At 49.0% G+C, this 15,526-nt stretch carries 13 protein-coding genes, 1 tRNA gene and 1 pseudogene; 10 read left to right on the forward strand and 5 right to left on the reverse strand.

Going from position 1 to position 15,526, the window contains the following annotated elements; genetic code table 11:
- Positions 1-2: 2 nt before the first annotated feature.
- From GBK04_RS25835 to GBK04_RS25845, 3 genes are read left to right on the forward strand one after another with little or no spacing between them, the layout of a single operon-like run.
- Positions 3-2,669, forward strand: a complete 2,667-nt coding sequence (locus GBK04_RS25835) for a hypothetical protein (protein ID WP_152764783.1) — start codon at positions 3-5, stop codon at positions 2,667-2,669.
- A gap of 3 nt (positions 2,670-2,672) precedes the next feature.
- Positions 2,673-3,695 carry an alginate O-acetyltransferase AlgX-related protein gene (locus tag GBK04_RS25840; RefSeq protein WP_152764785.1) on the forward strand — a complete coding sequence of 341 codons (1,023 nt, stop codon included), beginning with the start codon at positions 2,673-2,675 and terminating at the stop codon, positions 3,693-3,695.
- Positions 3,696-3,731: 36 nt separating this feature from the next.
- The gene (locus GBK04_RS25845; protein WP_152764787.1) at positions 3,732-4,232 is read left to right on the forward strand and encodes a hypothetical protein; all 501 of its coding nucleotides are present in this window, start codon (positions 3,732-3,734) and stop codon (positions 4,230-4,232) included.
- 127 nt (positions 4,233-4,359) lie between these two features.
- Here the strand turns inward: GBK04_RS25845 and GBK04_RS25850 are convergent.
- From GBK04_RS25850 to GBK04_RS25865, 4 genes and pseudogenes are all read right to left on the reverse strand, one after another.
- Positions 4,360-4,434, reverse strand: a tRNA-Val gene (locus tag GBK04_RS25850).
- Positions 4,435-4,451: 17 nt separating this feature from the next.
- Positions 4,452-5,764 (reverse strand): annotated as a pseudogene (locus GBK04_RS25855) (MFS transporter).
- Positions 5,765-5,858: 94 nt separating this feature from the next.
- On the reverse strand, positions 5,859-6,647 hold the full coding sequence (locus tag GBK04_RS25860) for a 3-keto-disaccharide hydrolase (RefSeq protein ID WP_152764789.1): 789 nt from the start codon (positions 6,645-6,647) through the stop codon (positions 5,859-5,861).
- Positions 6,648-6,788: 141 nt separating this feature from the next.
- Positions 6,789-7,241 (reverse strand): hypothetical protein, encoded by a 453-nt coding sequence (locus GBK04_RS25865; protein WP_152764791.1) that lies wholly within the window; start codon positions 7,239-7,241, stop codon positions 6,789-6,791.
- Between the two features lie 88 nt (positions 7,242-7,329).
- Between GBK04_RS25865 and GBK04_RS25870 the strand changes: the two genes are divergently transcribed.
- Positions 7,330-8,994 carry a T9SS type A sorting domain-containing protein gene (locus tag GBK04_RS25870; protein ID WP_373331344.1) on the forward strand — a complete coding sequence of 555 codons (1,665 nt, stop codon included), beginning with the start codon at positions 7,330-7,332 and terminating at the stop codon, positions 8,992-8,994.
- Between the two features lie 61 nt (positions 8,995-9,055).
- Positions 9,056-11,065, forward strand: coding sequence for a thioredoxin domain-containing protein (locus GBK04_RS25875; protein WP_152764795.1), 2,010 nt, complete (start codon positions 9,056-9,058; stop codon positions 11,063-11,065).
- Positions 11,066-11,073: 8 nt separating this feature from the next.
- Here the strand turns inward: GBK04_RS25875 and ruvC are convergent, their stop codons facing one another.
- The gene (gene ruvC / locus GBK04_RS25880; protein WP_373331345.1) at positions 11,074-11,661 is read right to left on the reverse strand and encodes a crossover junction endodeoxyribonuclease RuvC; all 588 of its coding nucleotides are present in this window, start codon (positions 11,659-11,661) and stop codon (positions 11,074-11,076) included.
- A gap of 61 nt (positions 11,662-11,722) precedes the next feature.
- Between ruvC and GBK04_RS25885 the strand changes: the two genes are divergently transcribed.
- The 5 genes from GBK04_RS25885 (at position 11,723) to GBK04_RS25900 (ending at position 15,491) form a co-directional block, all read left to right on the forward strand.
- Entirely contained in the window at positions 11,723-12,661 is a 939-nt protein-coding gene (locus GBK04_RS25885) for a lysylphosphatidylglycerol synthase domain-containing protein (protein WP_373331346.1), read from the forward strand.
- A complete protein-coding gene (locus GBK04_RS25890) occupies positions 12,654-13,400 on the forward strand; it encodes a glycosyltransferase (protein ID WP_373331347.1) in 747 nt (248 codons plus the stop codon). Before GBK04_RS25885 ends, GBK04_RS25890 begins: the two co-directional genes overlap by 8 nt.
- Positions 13,397-13,792 carry a glycosyltransferase family 2 protein gene (locus GBK04_RS31130; protein ID WP_373331348.1) on the forward strand — a complete coding sequence of 132 codons (396 nt, stop codon included), beginning with the start codon at positions 13,397-13,399 and terminating at the stop codon, positions 13,790-13,792. The genes GBK04_RS25890 and GBK04_RS31130 overlap by 4 nt, the downstream gene beginning before the upstream one ends.
- A gap of 61 nt (positions 13,793-13,853) precedes the next feature.
- Positions 13,854-14,477 carry a polysaccharide deacetylase family protein gene (locus GBK04_RS25895; protein WP_373331349.1) on the forward strand — a complete coding sequence of 208 codons (624 nt, stop codon included), beginning with the start codon at positions 13,854-13,856 and terminating at the stop codon, positions 14,475-14,477.
- 9 nt (positions 14,478-14,486) lie between these two features.
- A complete protein-coding gene (locus GBK04_RS25900; RefSeq protein WP_152764799.1) occupies positions 14,487-15,491 on the forward strand; it encodes a glycosyltransferase in 1,005 nt (334 codons plus the stop codon).
- Positions 15,492-15,526 lie beyond the last annotated feature (35 nt).

Consider the following 15,526-nt stretch of genomic DNA (forward strand, 5'->3'; position numbering starts at 1 on the left):
CTGTGTTCCGAAAATACGCGCTACCTGTATTCATCTTGCTTCTCGTGGCAGTGGCCGTGTATTTTATGGTACGTGGGAAGTCGCAGGCTGCCTGGCAGTTTATCCCTTCGGATGCCAGCGCGGTCGTGACCAGCGATCGCATTCAGGATTCTACCTTTGTCATTACTGAAGCGGCTATTGATGTGAAAGGCTTTCCTTTGGTCAGGCAGGCGGCGGAGAGCCTGTCTCTCTTGCTTTGGATCACGCGCGACATTCCCATCTACGACCGGACCTTGCAAAAGAAAACGGTCACGTACTCCTACCATCAGCGTACCTCGGCCGGTTTTGGGGTGATCGTGTACATACCCTTACAGAATGATACTGAAATTCAATGGTGGGCTACTCCTAACCGACCCGACATCCGGGTATTACGCCACAACTTTCAGAGCACGATAATCACCGACATCAACGATTCGGGTTCAAAACCGGTGTGCTCCTACATCATCAAGGACAACTACCTGATACTAAGCCAATATGGTGACCTGATTGAAGATGTGGTGCGTCATGCCAACGAACCCATCAGCAAGTTCATGCTTCAGAATCAGTTTGAAAAAGCCGATGATTCCCGTTACAGCCTGAATTTGTACCTGAACCGATCGGTATGGGGCAATCTTATCCTGAATGCTCTTTCGCCACAGAGTACCTTGGCCGAATTTCTGAAATTGTTTCCCTCTACACAGGATTACCACCTGATGACCGACACTCCCTCCCACGTCGAGTTTGAATCGTTGGGCAGCGATGCGGGCGACAATTATGCCACGAAATGGCTCGATGGACAGGTAGGTAAGCGTTTTAACCGTCACCAATATATTTCCCAACAAACCTCCATTTTGTTCCGAATTGCAAGTGGCGATAGTTTGGCTTTCAAGAAAAATTTCCGTGACTGGCATGGCGACCATGAATCGCCCGCCTGGGACAGGCTGAGCTATTTTCTGGGTGATCAGAGGGAAGAACTGATTACAAGCGTTGGAGCGGAGTTGTTACTTTGCCAGGTGGAAGGTACCAACAGCATCAGCGACGGCAAACTTGCCTTAGTCGAGTATGCCAATTATGACAAGTTACGGCCACTCCTGACCAAATTGGCTCGCCTATCTACCACCGAATCCAACGTATCGCTTGACAAATACCAGGGCTACGACCTGTATTCGATTCCTATTCCCGAATTACCCGCGGGCTTGTATGGCCCTCTGTTCAAAGGCTTTCCACGTACCTTCGTATCTTATGTAGCTCCCTATCTGGTTCTTAGCAATAGTTCCCAGGTTTTGAGAAACTACATTTCAGATTTTGAAAATAAAATCACCTGGCAACAGTCCCCTGAACTGGACAGTATCCTCATTTCCCGGGAAGGCAACGCCGATCTGGCCCAGATTACGCTTGTGGCCAGCCCCCGGAAAGTAAATTCCGCCGTGGTAGCCGGATTGTTCTCTGCCAAAGTGGAAAGCATCGTATATGAGTGTCTACTGTCCAAAAGTAAAGCCTATCCCCGTCTCACGTTGCTTCCAAAGAAACGGCGTACCTCCGGAAAAGTCCTGAACCGCACTTTCCTGAGTGGCGAGATAGAATGGAAGTTCGGCAATGATTCGCTGGTAGCGATTTCACAGGATCCGGTCGCCGGGGCAACGCAGCTGCTGCTCACCGACCAGGACAACAACCTGGTAAGGCCCCAGTCTGATTTTGAGAAAGTCAAACCCATCACCCAACTTGATGGCCCCCTGATCGGTACCCCACTCAAAGTTGATTTCCTCAATATTGGCCGTCAACAGTTGATTCTGGCAACGGAACGATCATTGTACGCGCTCGATGAAGATGGCGAGGGCATTGTCACGCCCTTTCGGGTAAGTATTCCCTCCGACCAACCCATCCGGCAACTGATCCGGATCGAGGGCGGAAATGAAGGTAGCAGTCGCTTCGTAGTGATGGACGCCGCCGAAAACATGTACCTCTGGGAGAAAGTGAATGCCACTCCTACCAAAATAAACCGGACCCGGGATTTTACCAATGTCCAGCTTCCGGTGGTTTCGCTGAATCAATTGGGTACCCGCTTATTGATAGTCACCCAGCGGAATGGTCTCATTTTTCTGATCAAAGACGATGGTACCGTGCGGCCCGGCTTTCCGGTGGATATGCTTACCCGCATTGAAAGTACCTTTGCCTGGACTCAGAATGCCAGCACTGCGCAACCTGAAGTGGTGGGGGTGAGTGCGTATGGTGAGTTGCTGCGCGTGGACGTATCGGGCCAGATTCTGGAACGACGGCAATTGTACCGGCCCGAAGCATCCACCCATTTCAGAACGCTTTTCGACAGTAATGCCCTGGACTGGCTGCTGATCCGTTCATCCGACACCCGCGTGTCTATTTTGGACAAGGAAGGTACCGAGCTATTCCAGATTGGTAATATTTCCCCAAATTCTACCCTGCAATACCACTATTTCGGGGTAGACAATCGGTTCATCTCCATCAATTCGGGTGGGTACACTTCCATTTTTGATCTTTCGGGTCGGCGGCTTGGCGATAAGCCCATTCCCTCGGAAGTGCCGGTTAGGCTGTCCTACCAGGCTTCCTACTACAAGATTTTCATCTTTGGACGGTCGGCGGGCAAGTATCAGGCCTGGACCATTAAAATACGGTAACGGATGAAGCTGGTACGTGCTCTGGTACTTTTGGTGGTAGGATTCATCTGGGTGGGCGGATGCAGCACTCCGGTTATTAACTTGCTTTACCGTACCGAGGCCATCCCCGACGACTATCGCTATGGTGATTTATATCGTCTTTCAAATCTGAAGCAATTCAAAGACCCGAAAACAGATTGTCCCGCATTTGCTGCCCCAAAAGTGAAAAGATCCAAAAAGGTAGCCCTCTACATTATAGGGGATAGCTTCACGGAGCCACAGCGCATCGATTCGGCTGATTTTGCTGTGGACCGCTACCAATACGCCCATTGGGGTACCTTGCTCCATTTGCGCCTGGACACCGCCTATACCAACATCGTGCTCCTGGAATCCGTGGAACGCAACGTACGGGAGCACTTTATGGTACCTATTTCGAACCTGGTTCCCGACACGGCCACTTTCGTCACGGTACCCGAAGATACTCGCTTCATCAGCTGGCTGGACCGGCTATTTTCATCCGATCCTACCGAAGACCGGCTCAATACCCTACTTTTTCAGTTCGACCCAATGCTGGCCCTGAAAGAATGGAAAAGTACCTTGAACCATCGTTTCTTTGATCGTACCGATCCCAAAGTGACAGTTTCAGAAGATGGGGGAACCATTGCCTACCATGTCGATACCGATACGACCCTCATCAATTCATCCTTTACGTTCATTCCTACTTCCGATATTGATTCTTTGGTGCGGGTGATCGAAGAAAACCAAAGGTATCTTTTACAGCTGGGCTTCGATCAAGTCTGGCTTTCGATTATTCCGAACAAAGCCAGTGTTCTGATGCCCGAATATGGTACCTACAATCATTTGCTTGATCGAATCGATCGGCATCGTGACCTGACCGTACCTACCATTAACGTCCTTCAGGCATTTCAAACGATGAAGCAGAACCCGTATCTGAAAGGTGATTCGCACTGGTCGTGTGCGGGTCAGCATCATTGGCTGGATCGGGTAAATCGGAAGATGCTGAGTCCGGAAAACCTGCATAACTAGTATCCATTAAGTACCCGCATACAAAATGTACAATTGATGAAAACGACTGTTTTGGTCGCCCTCGGTGTGTTCGTAATGAATACCCGTGTTATTGGTCAAAAATCCCTGCTCTTCATAAAAAATGAATCCCGCTACGCAGCCTACCGGATTGGGGATGAAATATCTTTTACAATTGATGGCTCCCGGCAGAAAATGACCAATGAAATTATGAGAATAGAAGACAGCCTCCTGGTTTTCAACACCTGGAAATTACCTATTCATGAGATTTCCAGTGTATATGTGGATGAAAAAACCAAGCGATGGTACCCTATGCGTTATAAATATGACGAGTTATTACCCTTGGCGGGTGGCGCATATCTAGTGGCCGATGTCGCAAATTCAGGGCGTTTTAATAAGAATACCCTGTTAATAAGTGGCCTGCTTGCATGTGGAGGAGTGGCAGCCAAGCTATTGATTGGAGACACAATCAAGTTAAAGCATAAAAGGAAACTCATCACTACGGGGAATAGTCCGGGAGCATTAGGGACATATCGCTAAATACCCGACTTTTGGGCTGGAACTGCTGAAATCAAACCCGGCTCCTGATTTATTTCAGTAATATTGAGGTAATACATTAAAAACCCTTGTAAGCTATTGACTTACAAGGGTTTTTCTATAATCGATGTAGGACGTAGCGGGCTCGAACCGCTGACCTCCGCCCTGTCAAGGCGGCGCTCTGAACCAACTGAGCTAACATCCTAGATGAATGCAAATATACTAATTTACGGTATTGTCTAACCGATATCGATATACTTTTTGCGAGGGAATCCGGGAAAGCAGGATCAATCCCGCGATAAAAATAACCATCAGAGCCAGCACACTGTTGCGCATGCTGCCCGTCAATTGTTCTACCATTCCGTACACAAGGGTACCTATGACGACGGACGTTTTCTCCGTAACATCATAGAAACTAAAATACGACGCAGTATCCTTGGTGTCATCAGGAATGAGTTTCGAATAGGTAGCGCGGGAAAGCGACTGAACGCCTCCCATGACCATACCCACTACGGCCGCCAGCACATAAAATTCATTCTCCTGAGTAGTGTAGTAAGCCCCTGCGCAAATGCCAATCCAAATTGTCACGCCGATCATCAGCGCATAAATATTTCCTAGTTTCGAGGACAGGTAGGAAAATGTATAAGACCCTACGATACCGACAATCTGAATCAACAATATGGTGATGATCAGGCTTTGAGAAGGTAGCTTCAGCTCGTTGGCACCAAAAATGGTGGCCACGTACATGACGGTTTGAACGCCCATATTGAAAATAAAGAAAGCGGCGAGGTACCTGGGCAGATTGACCTGACCGCGTAATTCGCCAAACACTTTGCGCAATTCCCGAAAGCCGTTGAACAACCAGTTTCCCGTTGCTTTCTTCCCGAAAGTATTATCCGGAAGGTACCTGAAAGGGATTTGGGCAAACAAAACCCACCACACACCCACGGTCAGAAACGATATGCGGGCAGGCAGGGATTTGTCCACGATGCCGTATTTTTCGGGAAAAAGCACCATGGTCAGATTGAACACCATGAGCAGCACACTACCCAGGTACCCCATAGAAAACCCCGGGCGCTATACCGGTCAAAATTATCTTCCGTAGCAATTTCGGGTAGGAATGAGTTGTAAAACACGATGCTGCCGCTCCAGCCAATCAGACTGAAAACGAACATAATGACTGAAAATGTGATGGTCTGCTGCGTAAAGAAGAACAGAAAGGCACAACTGGCCGCCCCCGAGTAGCAGAAAATCTTCATGAAAAGTTTCTTGCGTCCGGTATAGTCGGCTATGGCCGTACAGAAAGGGATCAAAGCCACCACCACCAAAAAAGCAAAGGAAACCGAATAGGAAAAAAGCACCGAATTTTTGAGAGAAAACCCCAGGAATTCGATGACATCCCCTCCTTTTTCATTGAGAGCAACCGCACTGAAATAAACGGGAAAAATGCTCGATACAATGACCAGAGCATGCACGGAGTTTGCCCAGTCGTACATGCACCAGGCATTGATGGTGCGACGATCGTTCTTCTTCATGAATTTATAATGAATGTGAGGTTCGACTTTCGATCAATAGCCAGCAGGGGTATTTTGATCGAAAGTCGAAAGCCCAGCGTCAGTAGTCGGGGAATCACAGCTCCCTGATCCAGATGTTACGGAAGCTAATGGCTTCGCTGGGATCGCCATGGTCCTGTAATTTTATCGGCGATTTGCCGTGGGGTGTATTATACGAAGGAAGGCCTATGTACTGGGTAGGTCCCCGAAGCTCCGTGTTATTCTGAACTACTACCCCATTGTGCATCACGGTCACCCGGGCGGGTGAGAAAAGACTGCCATCTTCTTTGAAACGGGGCGCGGTAAAAATCACGTCATACACATTCCATTCACCGGGCTTGCGGGTGACATTCCGCAAAGGAGGCGACTGCTTGTAAATGCTACCGGCTTGCCCGTTAGCATACGTACGGTTTTCGTAAGAATCCAGGATTTGAAGTTCATACCCGGCATCGCCTTTACCGATTGACGCCAGAAACAAGCCGCTATTTCCACGCGCCTGCCCCTTACCCGTAATACCGGCAGGTACCTTCCATTCGATATGAAGCTGGTAATCCTCAAAAGATTGCTTGGTTTGAATGTTTCCCGTACCCTTTTTGACTGTAAACACCCCATCCCCTACGGTCCATCCGGCGGGTTTGGAGGGGTCGTTTACCGAAACCCACTGATCCAGATTCTTACCATCGAAAAGTACAATGGCATCGGCAGGGGGGGCATTTACGGGAGCAGCCACGCTTTTTACCTCTGGCTCCCAAAACTCAGTCATATCGGGGGTCATCTTGCCGGGTTTGGGTACTTCCTGGGCCTGTACCTGCATCACCATGGCAGATGCGACTGCGGCTCCCAGTATAATTCTTCTAGAATTCATTGTCCTGATGTTTATAAGTTAACTTGATCGATTCAACTGTGCAAATAGCTCAAATCTGGCTAAAAACACAATATTTTAACTTAAATTCATACAAATAGAGCGACAGATTTCTCCGCCGCTCCAACTCGTGAATGAAAGATGTTATTGTATCACCGGCTCAAAAACCAAACGAGCCTCCTGAGTGACTCCATTGACGGGCACGCTGTTGACCAGGGACATTTTAGAACGGCTCAATTCTTTTATGGGAAACTTACCCTTGAACTGGCTGACTTCGATGTCCAGCACCTGGTTGTCGTCAATCAAATACCAGGTACCCCCGTTGACTACCTGCTTGGAAGTACGGTCGAGTGCTTTGGTGACGTTATTATCAAAGAACTGAATATCGAATAGATAGATGGCCTGGGTTTCGATATTGAGCTGATTCGATGGAATCGCTTTTCCGTTGGCGTCCGTAACGCTGGTCAGGCGCCAGGGATTGTTTATCAGCACTTTGCCTTTATCAGTCACCTGCGGATCAGTCGTAGTATTTTTGTCGCAGGCGGTCGCAAATACCAACAGCAGGACATAAATAATATACAGTTTGGGTTCTTTCATGGTTGAGTCGACGGATTAGTTAATAACAGTTTTGGTGCTGTTCTTTGCAAAAGTAACGAATTTACAAGTACAAAAAATGCCCGCGTTTATGCGTTTAATTTTGAACCGTGGTTTAATTTTTCTCATTAGTATCCTCACCATCAGCCCAAAACCGGGCTTTACCCAAACGTGCACGCCAGAGTTTATCCTAAGCCCCGTCGGGAGTAACAATACGATCGAATGGGACAAATTCCCCGAATTCTCTCTACCCTTTACGATTATCTACAACGGTCCCCGCTTTGGTGACGATGCGTCCCGCCCCTTGAAACACGGTTTTAGTCACCTGGCCAATTTCAGTGGTTCGGAACCGAGCACTCTTCCGGTAAGTAAAAGAGCACTTCTGTGGAATAGTGTCGCCAGTATCGATGGTTCCGACCAGCCCTGGTCAGTGATTGGCCTGGAAAGCCCCTGGGGGAACGATACTACTCTGTACCGCAATCATTGGGCACAGTATCTGGGCCTATTGGCCAACAGCTTTGATGATTCCCGTACCAGCGGCATTCCTCGCGCCGATATAATTTGCCTGGATGTCGAACGCATGCACGAACTAGACCGCGATATCCTGGCGCTAAAAAACAATGACCGTATTCCCCAGGGGTACCGTAACCTGGCTGATAACACTTTCCTGAAAACCTACCAGGCGGACATCCGCTGGTGGTACACGGAATCGGCGCGCTACCTACGGAATCTGGGTTTGCCCTCGTCTACCAAACTAACGAGTTATAGCGACGTACCCGTGCGAGGTACCTGGCTCAATATTCCCAGCAACAGTTGGCAGGACTGGACCACAAATCCACAGCGTACCCACTACCTGATGCAAAACGAAGCGGGAAACATTGGGGGTACCTTTTACGAGCAGATGGATTTCCTTACTCCCTCGGCCTACTATTTTTATCCCTATGAGAACCCGCTGGGCAAGGAGTACCTGGCTTACCTTTTGTTCCAAATTGAAGTCAACCGGGCCTGGAGCAGCAAGGATATCATCCCCTTTGTCTGGCTTAGGTACCATAACAGTTTTAGCCCCGGATCGCCGATGATTCCGGCATTTATGGCCGAAGCCACGGCTATTTTTCCTTTTTTCTCGGGAGCCAAAGGATTATGGCTTTGGGAAAACAATTTCTATGAGAACAATGAACAGCAAAACTACGCCACCTACGAACATTTCATCTACGGTCTTTACCGCCTGTCGCGGTATGCCGATATGTTTCAGGGAGATTACGAACTAGTCATCCCTCAGTCGGCCCGTGACCACATGGAACAGCGTAATCCGATTTGGAGGGGGGTAGTAAAGGATGGAAAAATACTGATTGCCGCCCAAAACACCTACGCCACTGAGTCTCAGCAAACATCACTGACGCTTACCTACAAGCAGTGGACCAAAACGATAAACCTCAATGGCCACGAAGTGCTTCTGTGTCAATTTGACCTCTCCGATGTGGTTTCCTCTCTGGATTCTTCACTGGCCCTGACATCGGTTTTCCCCAATCCAACCCAGCGAACGATCTTTGTAAATCTGACGAGCCGCAGTACCCAAAGCGAGATACTCTTTGAATTGATAGACTTAAAAGGTACTGTGTTGAAGACCCTTACATCAAACACCTCGGTAGGAGATTCCCGCTATCGGTTTGATTTACCAGTAGTACCCAGAGGTACCTACCTGCTAAGGGTCAGTTCTGAAAGTTCTTCCATCACCAGGCATATTTTTATAGAATGAATGTAAGAGTTCCCAGGCTCAATAACCGGATTCTTTATTCATTTCCTCAACCCCTTTCACCATGAACCAACTAGCCACCGAAACCAGCCCTTACCTGCTTCAACACGCTCACAATCCAGTCGAATGGTACCCGTGGGGTGAAGCAGCTCTGGAAAAAGCCAAATCTCAGGATAAACCTATTCTGGTAAGTATTGGCTATTCGGCCTGCCACTGGTGCCATGTGATGGAGCGGGAGTGCTTCGAAGATCCGGGGGTAGCCGCCGTAATGAACGAGCATCTGGTATGCATAAAAGTTGACCGCGAAGAACGGCCCGATGTAGATGCTATCTACATGGATGCCGTACATTTAATGGGGGTTCGGGGCGGTTGGCCCCTGAATGTTTTTCTGATGCCCGACGCCAAGCCTTTTTATGGAGTCACCTACCTACCTCCGCAAAATTGGGTGCAGTTGGTCCGCAGCATTCAGAATGCTTTTACGAACCATCGTGCCGAATTGACCGCCTCCGCGGAAAGCTTTGCCCATAGCCTACAAACCGGCGAAATTGAAAAATACGGACTTTCACCTGAGCGGTCGGCCTATTCTGAAGATTTCCTTGATCGCATGTTCGAGGGACTGAAGCGGCAATTCGATACCGTGAATGGGGGTACCAACCGGGCACCCAAGTTTCCGATGCCCTCTATTTATAAATTTTTGCTTCGGTACTTCGATACCACGCAGAATCCCGAAGCCCTGGCTCAGGTAGAACTCACCCTAAACCGAATGGCTCTCGGTGGGATTTATGACCATGTAGGAGGCGGTTGGGCACGGTACTCGGTGGATGGAGAATGGTTTATTCCGCATTTTGAGAAGATGCTGTACGACAATGCCCAGCTGATTAGCCTGTATTCCGAGGCCTATTCGCTGACAAAAAATCCGCTCTACTCCGATCGGATTCGGCACACCCTGCTTTGGCTCACTTCCGAGATGCAGAGCCCGGAAGGTGGTTTTTATTCTGCCCTGGATGCCGACAGCGAAGGCGTAGAGGGCAAATACTACCTGTGGACGGCGGAAGAACTGCGGGAGGTACTGGGTGATGACCACGCCTGGTTCGCCAAACTCTATGACCTGAGTGAAAATGGAAACTGGGAACACGGCCTCAATCATCTGCACTTGACCCAAGACGCGAACATCGCCGCGCGTTTGAAAGGCATTTTTACCGAAAATTTTGAGAAAGACTACGCGGCGGTTCTGCAAAAACTGGCGATTCGCCGCTCCGAACGCGTCCGGCCCGGACTCGATGACAAAATCCTGGCTTCCTGGAACGGGCTCCTATTAAAAGGCCTTACGGATGCCTACCGGGCTTTAGGCGACGAAGCCATCCGCGATACTGCCCTCTACCTGGGTGAATTTCTGCGGGATAAGTTCATTGAAGAGGGTACCCTATGGCATAGCTATAAGGAAGGCAAGAGAAAAATCAATGGTTTTCTGGAAGATTATGCCGCGGTGAGCGATGGCCTATTGGGTTTGTACCAGATCACTTTCGACGAAACATGGCTCCGCCTGGCCGAGAACCTGCTCGATCAAACAATCGAAAATTTCTATGACCCATCGGACGGTTTGTTCTTTTTCACCGACGCCAAGGCCGAAGCACTGATTGCCCGCAAAAAAGAAATCTTCGATAATGTAATCCCCAGTTCCAATTCTCTGCTGGCGCAAGCTTTGTATCAAGCCGGACTTTTGCTCGATCGCACCGACTTTATCGACATGGTCGATAAAATGTTAGGTACCCTGGATAAGATTCTGGAATCAGACATTCAAGTGGCCACCAACTGGGCTGCTCTTTACTCCCAACGCGTAAACCCAACAGCAGAAGTCGTAATTACTGGTCCTGAGGGTGAGGCAATTAGAAAAGATTTTGATCGATATTTTGTCCCCAATAAAATAGTAGCGGGGTCCGCGGAAACTTCCAACCTACCGTTGCTCGAAGGTCGAACACCGTTAGATATGCAAACTTTTATTTACATCTGCTTCAATAAAACCTGCCAATTACCCGTCAAAACGGTTGAGGAAGCCTTGGCCTTGCTGTCCTAGGAACCTGGCTACTTCAAGCGGTCGGGATTCTCACTGACGAAGGCCCCCCATCCCCCTTTCTTATCTTTTTTGGTGGAGGTGGAGGAAGCAGGAGAATTGGCGTGGTAATGATGACAAATCGCAATCGCTATACCGTCGGTGGCATCCAGAAACTCCCGGTTGAGTTCCATTTTGAGAATATTCTCCAGCATGTAAGCCACCTGCTCTTTGGATGCATTTCCGTTTCCGGTCACCGATTGCTTCACTTTTTTGGGCGAGTACTCCACAATCGGTATATCCCGAGCCAGAGCAGCGGCCATGGCAACCCCCTGAGCCCGCCCCAGTTTCAGCATGGATTGGGCATTCTTACCGTAGAAGGGGTCCTCGATAGCCATTTCGTCTGGAAGGTACTCCTCAATGAGTTGGGTGATGCGTTCGAATATTTTCTTCAATTTCAATTCATGGGTCGTATATTTGTTCAACTTAATGACCCCGTATTGTACCAGTTCGATTTGTACGTTTTTGATAAGAATCACCCCGTAACCCATTACCTGGGTACCTGGATCTACCCCAATTATTATTTTTTCGCTACTCTTCGGCTTCCCTTGGCTCATCATGCTGCAAGATAGACAACTGCTACCACCAAAAGAAAAAAGCATTCAATCAAATGCTTGGCTTTTGGCGAAGTGGATCGTCACGTTACTCATCCTGAGCTATATCTACGCCACTTTCCAGAAAGAACAAAAGGGAGTCAGGGACATTGGTGTCGTGCTTCACTCCATTTTTATTCTTCCGAATCGCTTTGTTCTGGGCATACTCTTCTTTTTAGTTCCCATCAACTGGATGCTGGAAAGTCTGAAATGGAAATTTCTGGCTCAAAAAGCGGTCTCGCTCGATTTCCGGGAAGCTTTCCGGAGTACCCTGGCCGGCCTGGCCGTGGGGGTGGCAGTCCCCGCCCAATTGGGGGATACGCTGGGCCGAATCACCTCACTGCGTTCGGACAAACGGCTCAAAACACTGGGTGCCGCGCTGGTTTCCAATGGCATTCAATTTTACATTTCGGTGCTGGGGGGTACCTTAGGCTGGTTGCTGGCTTCTACTCTGCCCTTTTCCCCACCTTACGATGTGATGATGGAATTCCTGCTGGTACTTATTGTGCTAGGCGGTATCGGGGTCGGTATATTTCGTCGAAAAATTACCGGTTGGCCCGCCAAAAGGCAATGGGCAATAAAGTTTAAAGAAAATATACAGGTGATCAACCTATATACCGGCAGAGATCTTACCCTTGCCCTGGGATTGGGAGCTCTGCGGTATGCCGTATTTGTCGCACAATTCGCTCTGGCCCTTTCCCTGTTCGACCTTCCTATCCCCTTCCTCAATTTAATTCGTTGTGTAAGCCTGATCCTCTTGGCCAAAACCCTGCTACCCGCCATCAATGTGCTGGGCGATCTGGGGCTTCGTGAATTTACGGCCTTGCTGGTATTTGAACCCTACGGCCTGGCCAGCGAAAAAATCATTGCCGCCACTTTTTTAATATGGCTGATAAACATTCTAGGGCCGTTACTTGTAGGCGTCTTTTTGATTTGGAAGCACCAATGGAACGCCCGCTATGAATGATAAGGTTTTTTATATCCTTGAATTCCTGGAAGCTACCTACGCCCTTTTCACCTTGGTGCTTTGTCTGTTATGGCAGAAAATCCACTCCCCGTGCGTCCGAGGCACTAAGCCACTTCCCAGGATTTCGGTGATCATTCCCGTGCGTAATGAAGCCAGCCATATAGGTACCTTGTTAAAAGACTTGAACCACCAATCGTACGATCCCAATCTTTTCGAAGTGTGGGTGGTGGACGATGAGTCTTCCGACAAGACTGCCTACATCGTAGAAACCTTTGCTAAAAATTCTTTGATCCGACTGCAGCTCATTACTGCTCCGGCGTCTACGCTGCCCTCTTCTCCGAAAAAACGAGCCATTCAGGCAGCCATTTCTCGGGCAACCGGTGATTTAATAGTCACTACGGACGGCGATTGCCGGGTTGGCCCCGATTGGCTGGCCACTCTGGCTTATTCGTACCAGTCTGGACAGGCCAAGTTGCTGAGTGGCCCGGTGACTTTTACATCCGAACGCACTCTGGCGGATCATTTACAAACCGTGGAGTTTTCCAGCCTGATCGGCAGTGGGGCCGCCGCCATAGCCGCCGGTACACCTACCTTATGCAATGGTGCCAATCTGGCTTACGAGAAAAAGGCATTTGAGGAAGTCGGTGGGTTTGCCGGAAACGAGCATCTTGCTTCGGGCGATGATGAATTCCTTATGCATAAAATTGCCGCCCGATTTCCGGGGGGGGCATGTTTGTGAAAGATCCCCGAGCCACAGTCCGTACGACTTCTCACGCTACCTGGCGGGGCTTTTATCAGCAGCGTAAGCGCTGGGCCAGCAAGTGGAAGCATTACCAGAATCCCGTCAGCATTTTTTTGGCGCTTTATGTATTCAGTTGCAATGCAGCTCTCTTACTGGGTATCGTGCTGGGTTTGTCTGGCTTTTTATCGTGGAACGAGTTTATTGTCATTGTATTGACCAAATGTCTTCCCGAGTGGTTGTTCATCGGAATGGTGCTTCTGTTTCTGGAAAAACCCAAATCCTTGTTTTATATACCTCTGGTTCAATTAATATACCCAGTCTATGTTACTTTTTTTGGGCTTGTCGTACAGCAACCTACCTATGTGTGGAAAGGCCGTAAATTGCGCTAACCAAGAGGTAACTGTTCTATTTCATTGGCAGTTCCCTAAATAATTTTTCAAGAATAACGACGTGTTCCTGCATTACTCCCCCTTCTGGCTAAAGGCACTGTACCCCTCCTATCGGTGGCGGGTACCTACTTCGGAAAAGAAGTTGTACCTGACATTTGACGATGGGCCCATTCCCGAAGTAACCGAAACCGTGTTGGAAACCTTACGAGATTTCCGGGCAAAAGCTACATTTTTCTGCATTGGCGATAACGTGCGCAAGCATCCCGAACTGTTTAAAAAAGTACTCGCAAAGGGGCATTTGGTTGGGAATCATACCTACAATCACCTAAATGGCTGGAAAACCGCCGATTTCGACTACTTGGCCAATATCCGGCAATGCGGCGAACTACTTCCGGTTAAAACGAAATTATTTCGCCCACCTTACGGTCGGGTCAGACGCTCCCAAGCCCGGGAAATCATGAAAAACAATACCATTGTGATGTGGGATGTGTTGAGCGGCGATTTTTCTCAGGACATCTCGCCTGAAACTTGCCTGCGCAAAACCATTCAATACACCCGCCCGGGTTCCATTCTACTGTTTCACGACAGCCTGAAAGCCCGCCGCAATATGGATTATACCGTGCCGAGGGTGCTGGATCATTTCAGTAATCTGGATTACCGGTTTGAGGTACTTCCCACCATTTGAGCCGCCGGTATGGTAGAAAATACATGGGTTTCAAAAAAAGTAAGTGTGCTGCTGGCCGCCCGCAATGAGGAAGACTCCATACTCCGATGCCTGCAGGCCCTGGAACAATTGAATTTTCCCAAAGCCCAGCTCGAAATCCTGATCGGAAACGACGATTCCACGGATGATACCGAACAGATCGTGTTGGATTTCATTCAGGATAAATCCCATTTCAGGTACCATAGCATCCAGGGGCAGACGGAGGGCTTGCGAGGAAAAGCCAATGTACTGGCGCAGCTTGCCCATCAGGCCACGGGAGATTACTTTTTTTATTGCGACGCCGATATCGCCGTGGCTCCCACCTGGATCGAAACCATGCTACCCCTTTTCAAAGCCAAAGTAGGAGTGGTGGTAGGTGTGACTCGTATGGTACCCGAAGGCAGTTTTTCCGCCATGCAATCGCTGGAATGGCTGTTTTCAATTACGGCGATGCGTTTTTTTTCGCTTTGGGAAATACCTTTTACGGGTATGGGTAACAATATGGCCGTAAGCCGGACCGCGTATTGGGCGGTGGGCGGCTACGAGAAAATCGGCTTTTCGATTGTGGAAGACTTCGCGTTATTCGTAGCCATTCTGGATCGGGGCTTTACCTTTGTTCAAGGTTTTCAGTCAGGACTGGTCTCCCTTTCACTGCCGGTGCACCGGATATCCCACCTTCTCCGCCAGCGGAAACGTTGGGTAAAAGGCGCCATGCAAGCACCCTGGCCCATAAAACTCAGCTTTTTCGCCTCCGCTTTTTTTCTACCCATTTTACTCGTTTTGGGTTTGTTGGCTCCTGGCTGGTGCATCGGATTGGCAGCACTTCATTTTTTGCTGGTCGGAGCGGTCTGTCTTGCGGGTCTTCGAATTCTTAAGCAATCCGACCTTATTCGTTATGTACCCCTGTTCTGGCTTTACTTTTCCCTGAACAATACCGTGATGCTGATCAATTACCTGCTTCCTACCCCTACCGTATGGAAAGGCCGGAACTATTAACCCCGCAGGGCACTTTTTTAATCAATAACTCAAAC

The sequence above is a fragment of the Salmonirosea aquatica genome (assembly GCF_009296315.1).
GTDB classification, from domain to species: Bacteria; Bacteroidota; Bacteroidia; order Cytophagales; family Spirosomataceae; genus Salmonirosea; species Salmonirosea aquatica.

Excerpts from the sequence above, each read along its gene's own strand:
- GBK04_RS25840 (WP_152764785.1), top strand. The coding sequence starts at position 2,673 with ATGAAGCTGGTACGTGCTCTGGTACTTTTGGTGGTAGGATTCATCTGG.
- GBK04_RS25845 (WP_152764787.1), top strand. The coding sequence starts at position 3,732 with ATGAAAACGACTGTTTTGGTCGCCCTCGGTGTGTTCGTAATGAATACC.
- GBK04_RS25860 (WP_152764789.1), bottom strand. The coding sequence starts at position 6,647 with ATGAATTCTAGAAGAATTATACTGGGAGCCGCAGTCGCATCTGCCATG.
- GBK04_RS25865 (WP_152764791.1), bottom strand. The coding sequence starts at position 7,241 with ATGAAAGAACCCAAACTGTATATTATTTATGTCCTGCTGTTGGTATTT.
- GBK04_RS25870 (WP_373331344.1), top strand. The coding sequence starts at position 7,330 with ATGCGTTTAATTTTGAACCGTGGTTTAATTTTTCTCATTAGTATCCTC.
- GBK04_RS25875 (WP_152764795.1), top strand. The coding sequence starts at position 9,056 with ATGAACCAACTAGCCACCGAAACCAGCCCTTACCTGCTTCAACACGCT.
- ruvC (WP_373331345.1), bottom strand. The coding sequence starts at position 11,661 with ATGATGAGCCAAGGGAAGCCGAAGAGTAGCGAAAAAATAATAATTGGG.
- GBK04_RS25890 (WP_373331347.1), top strand. The coding sequence starts at position 12,654 with ATGAATGATAAGGTTTTTTATATCCTTGAATTCCTGGAAGCTACCTAC.
- GBK04_RS25900 (WP_152764799.1), top strand. The coding sequence starts at position 14,487 with ATGGTAGAAAATACATGGGTTTCAAAAAAAGTAAGTGTGCTGCTGGCC.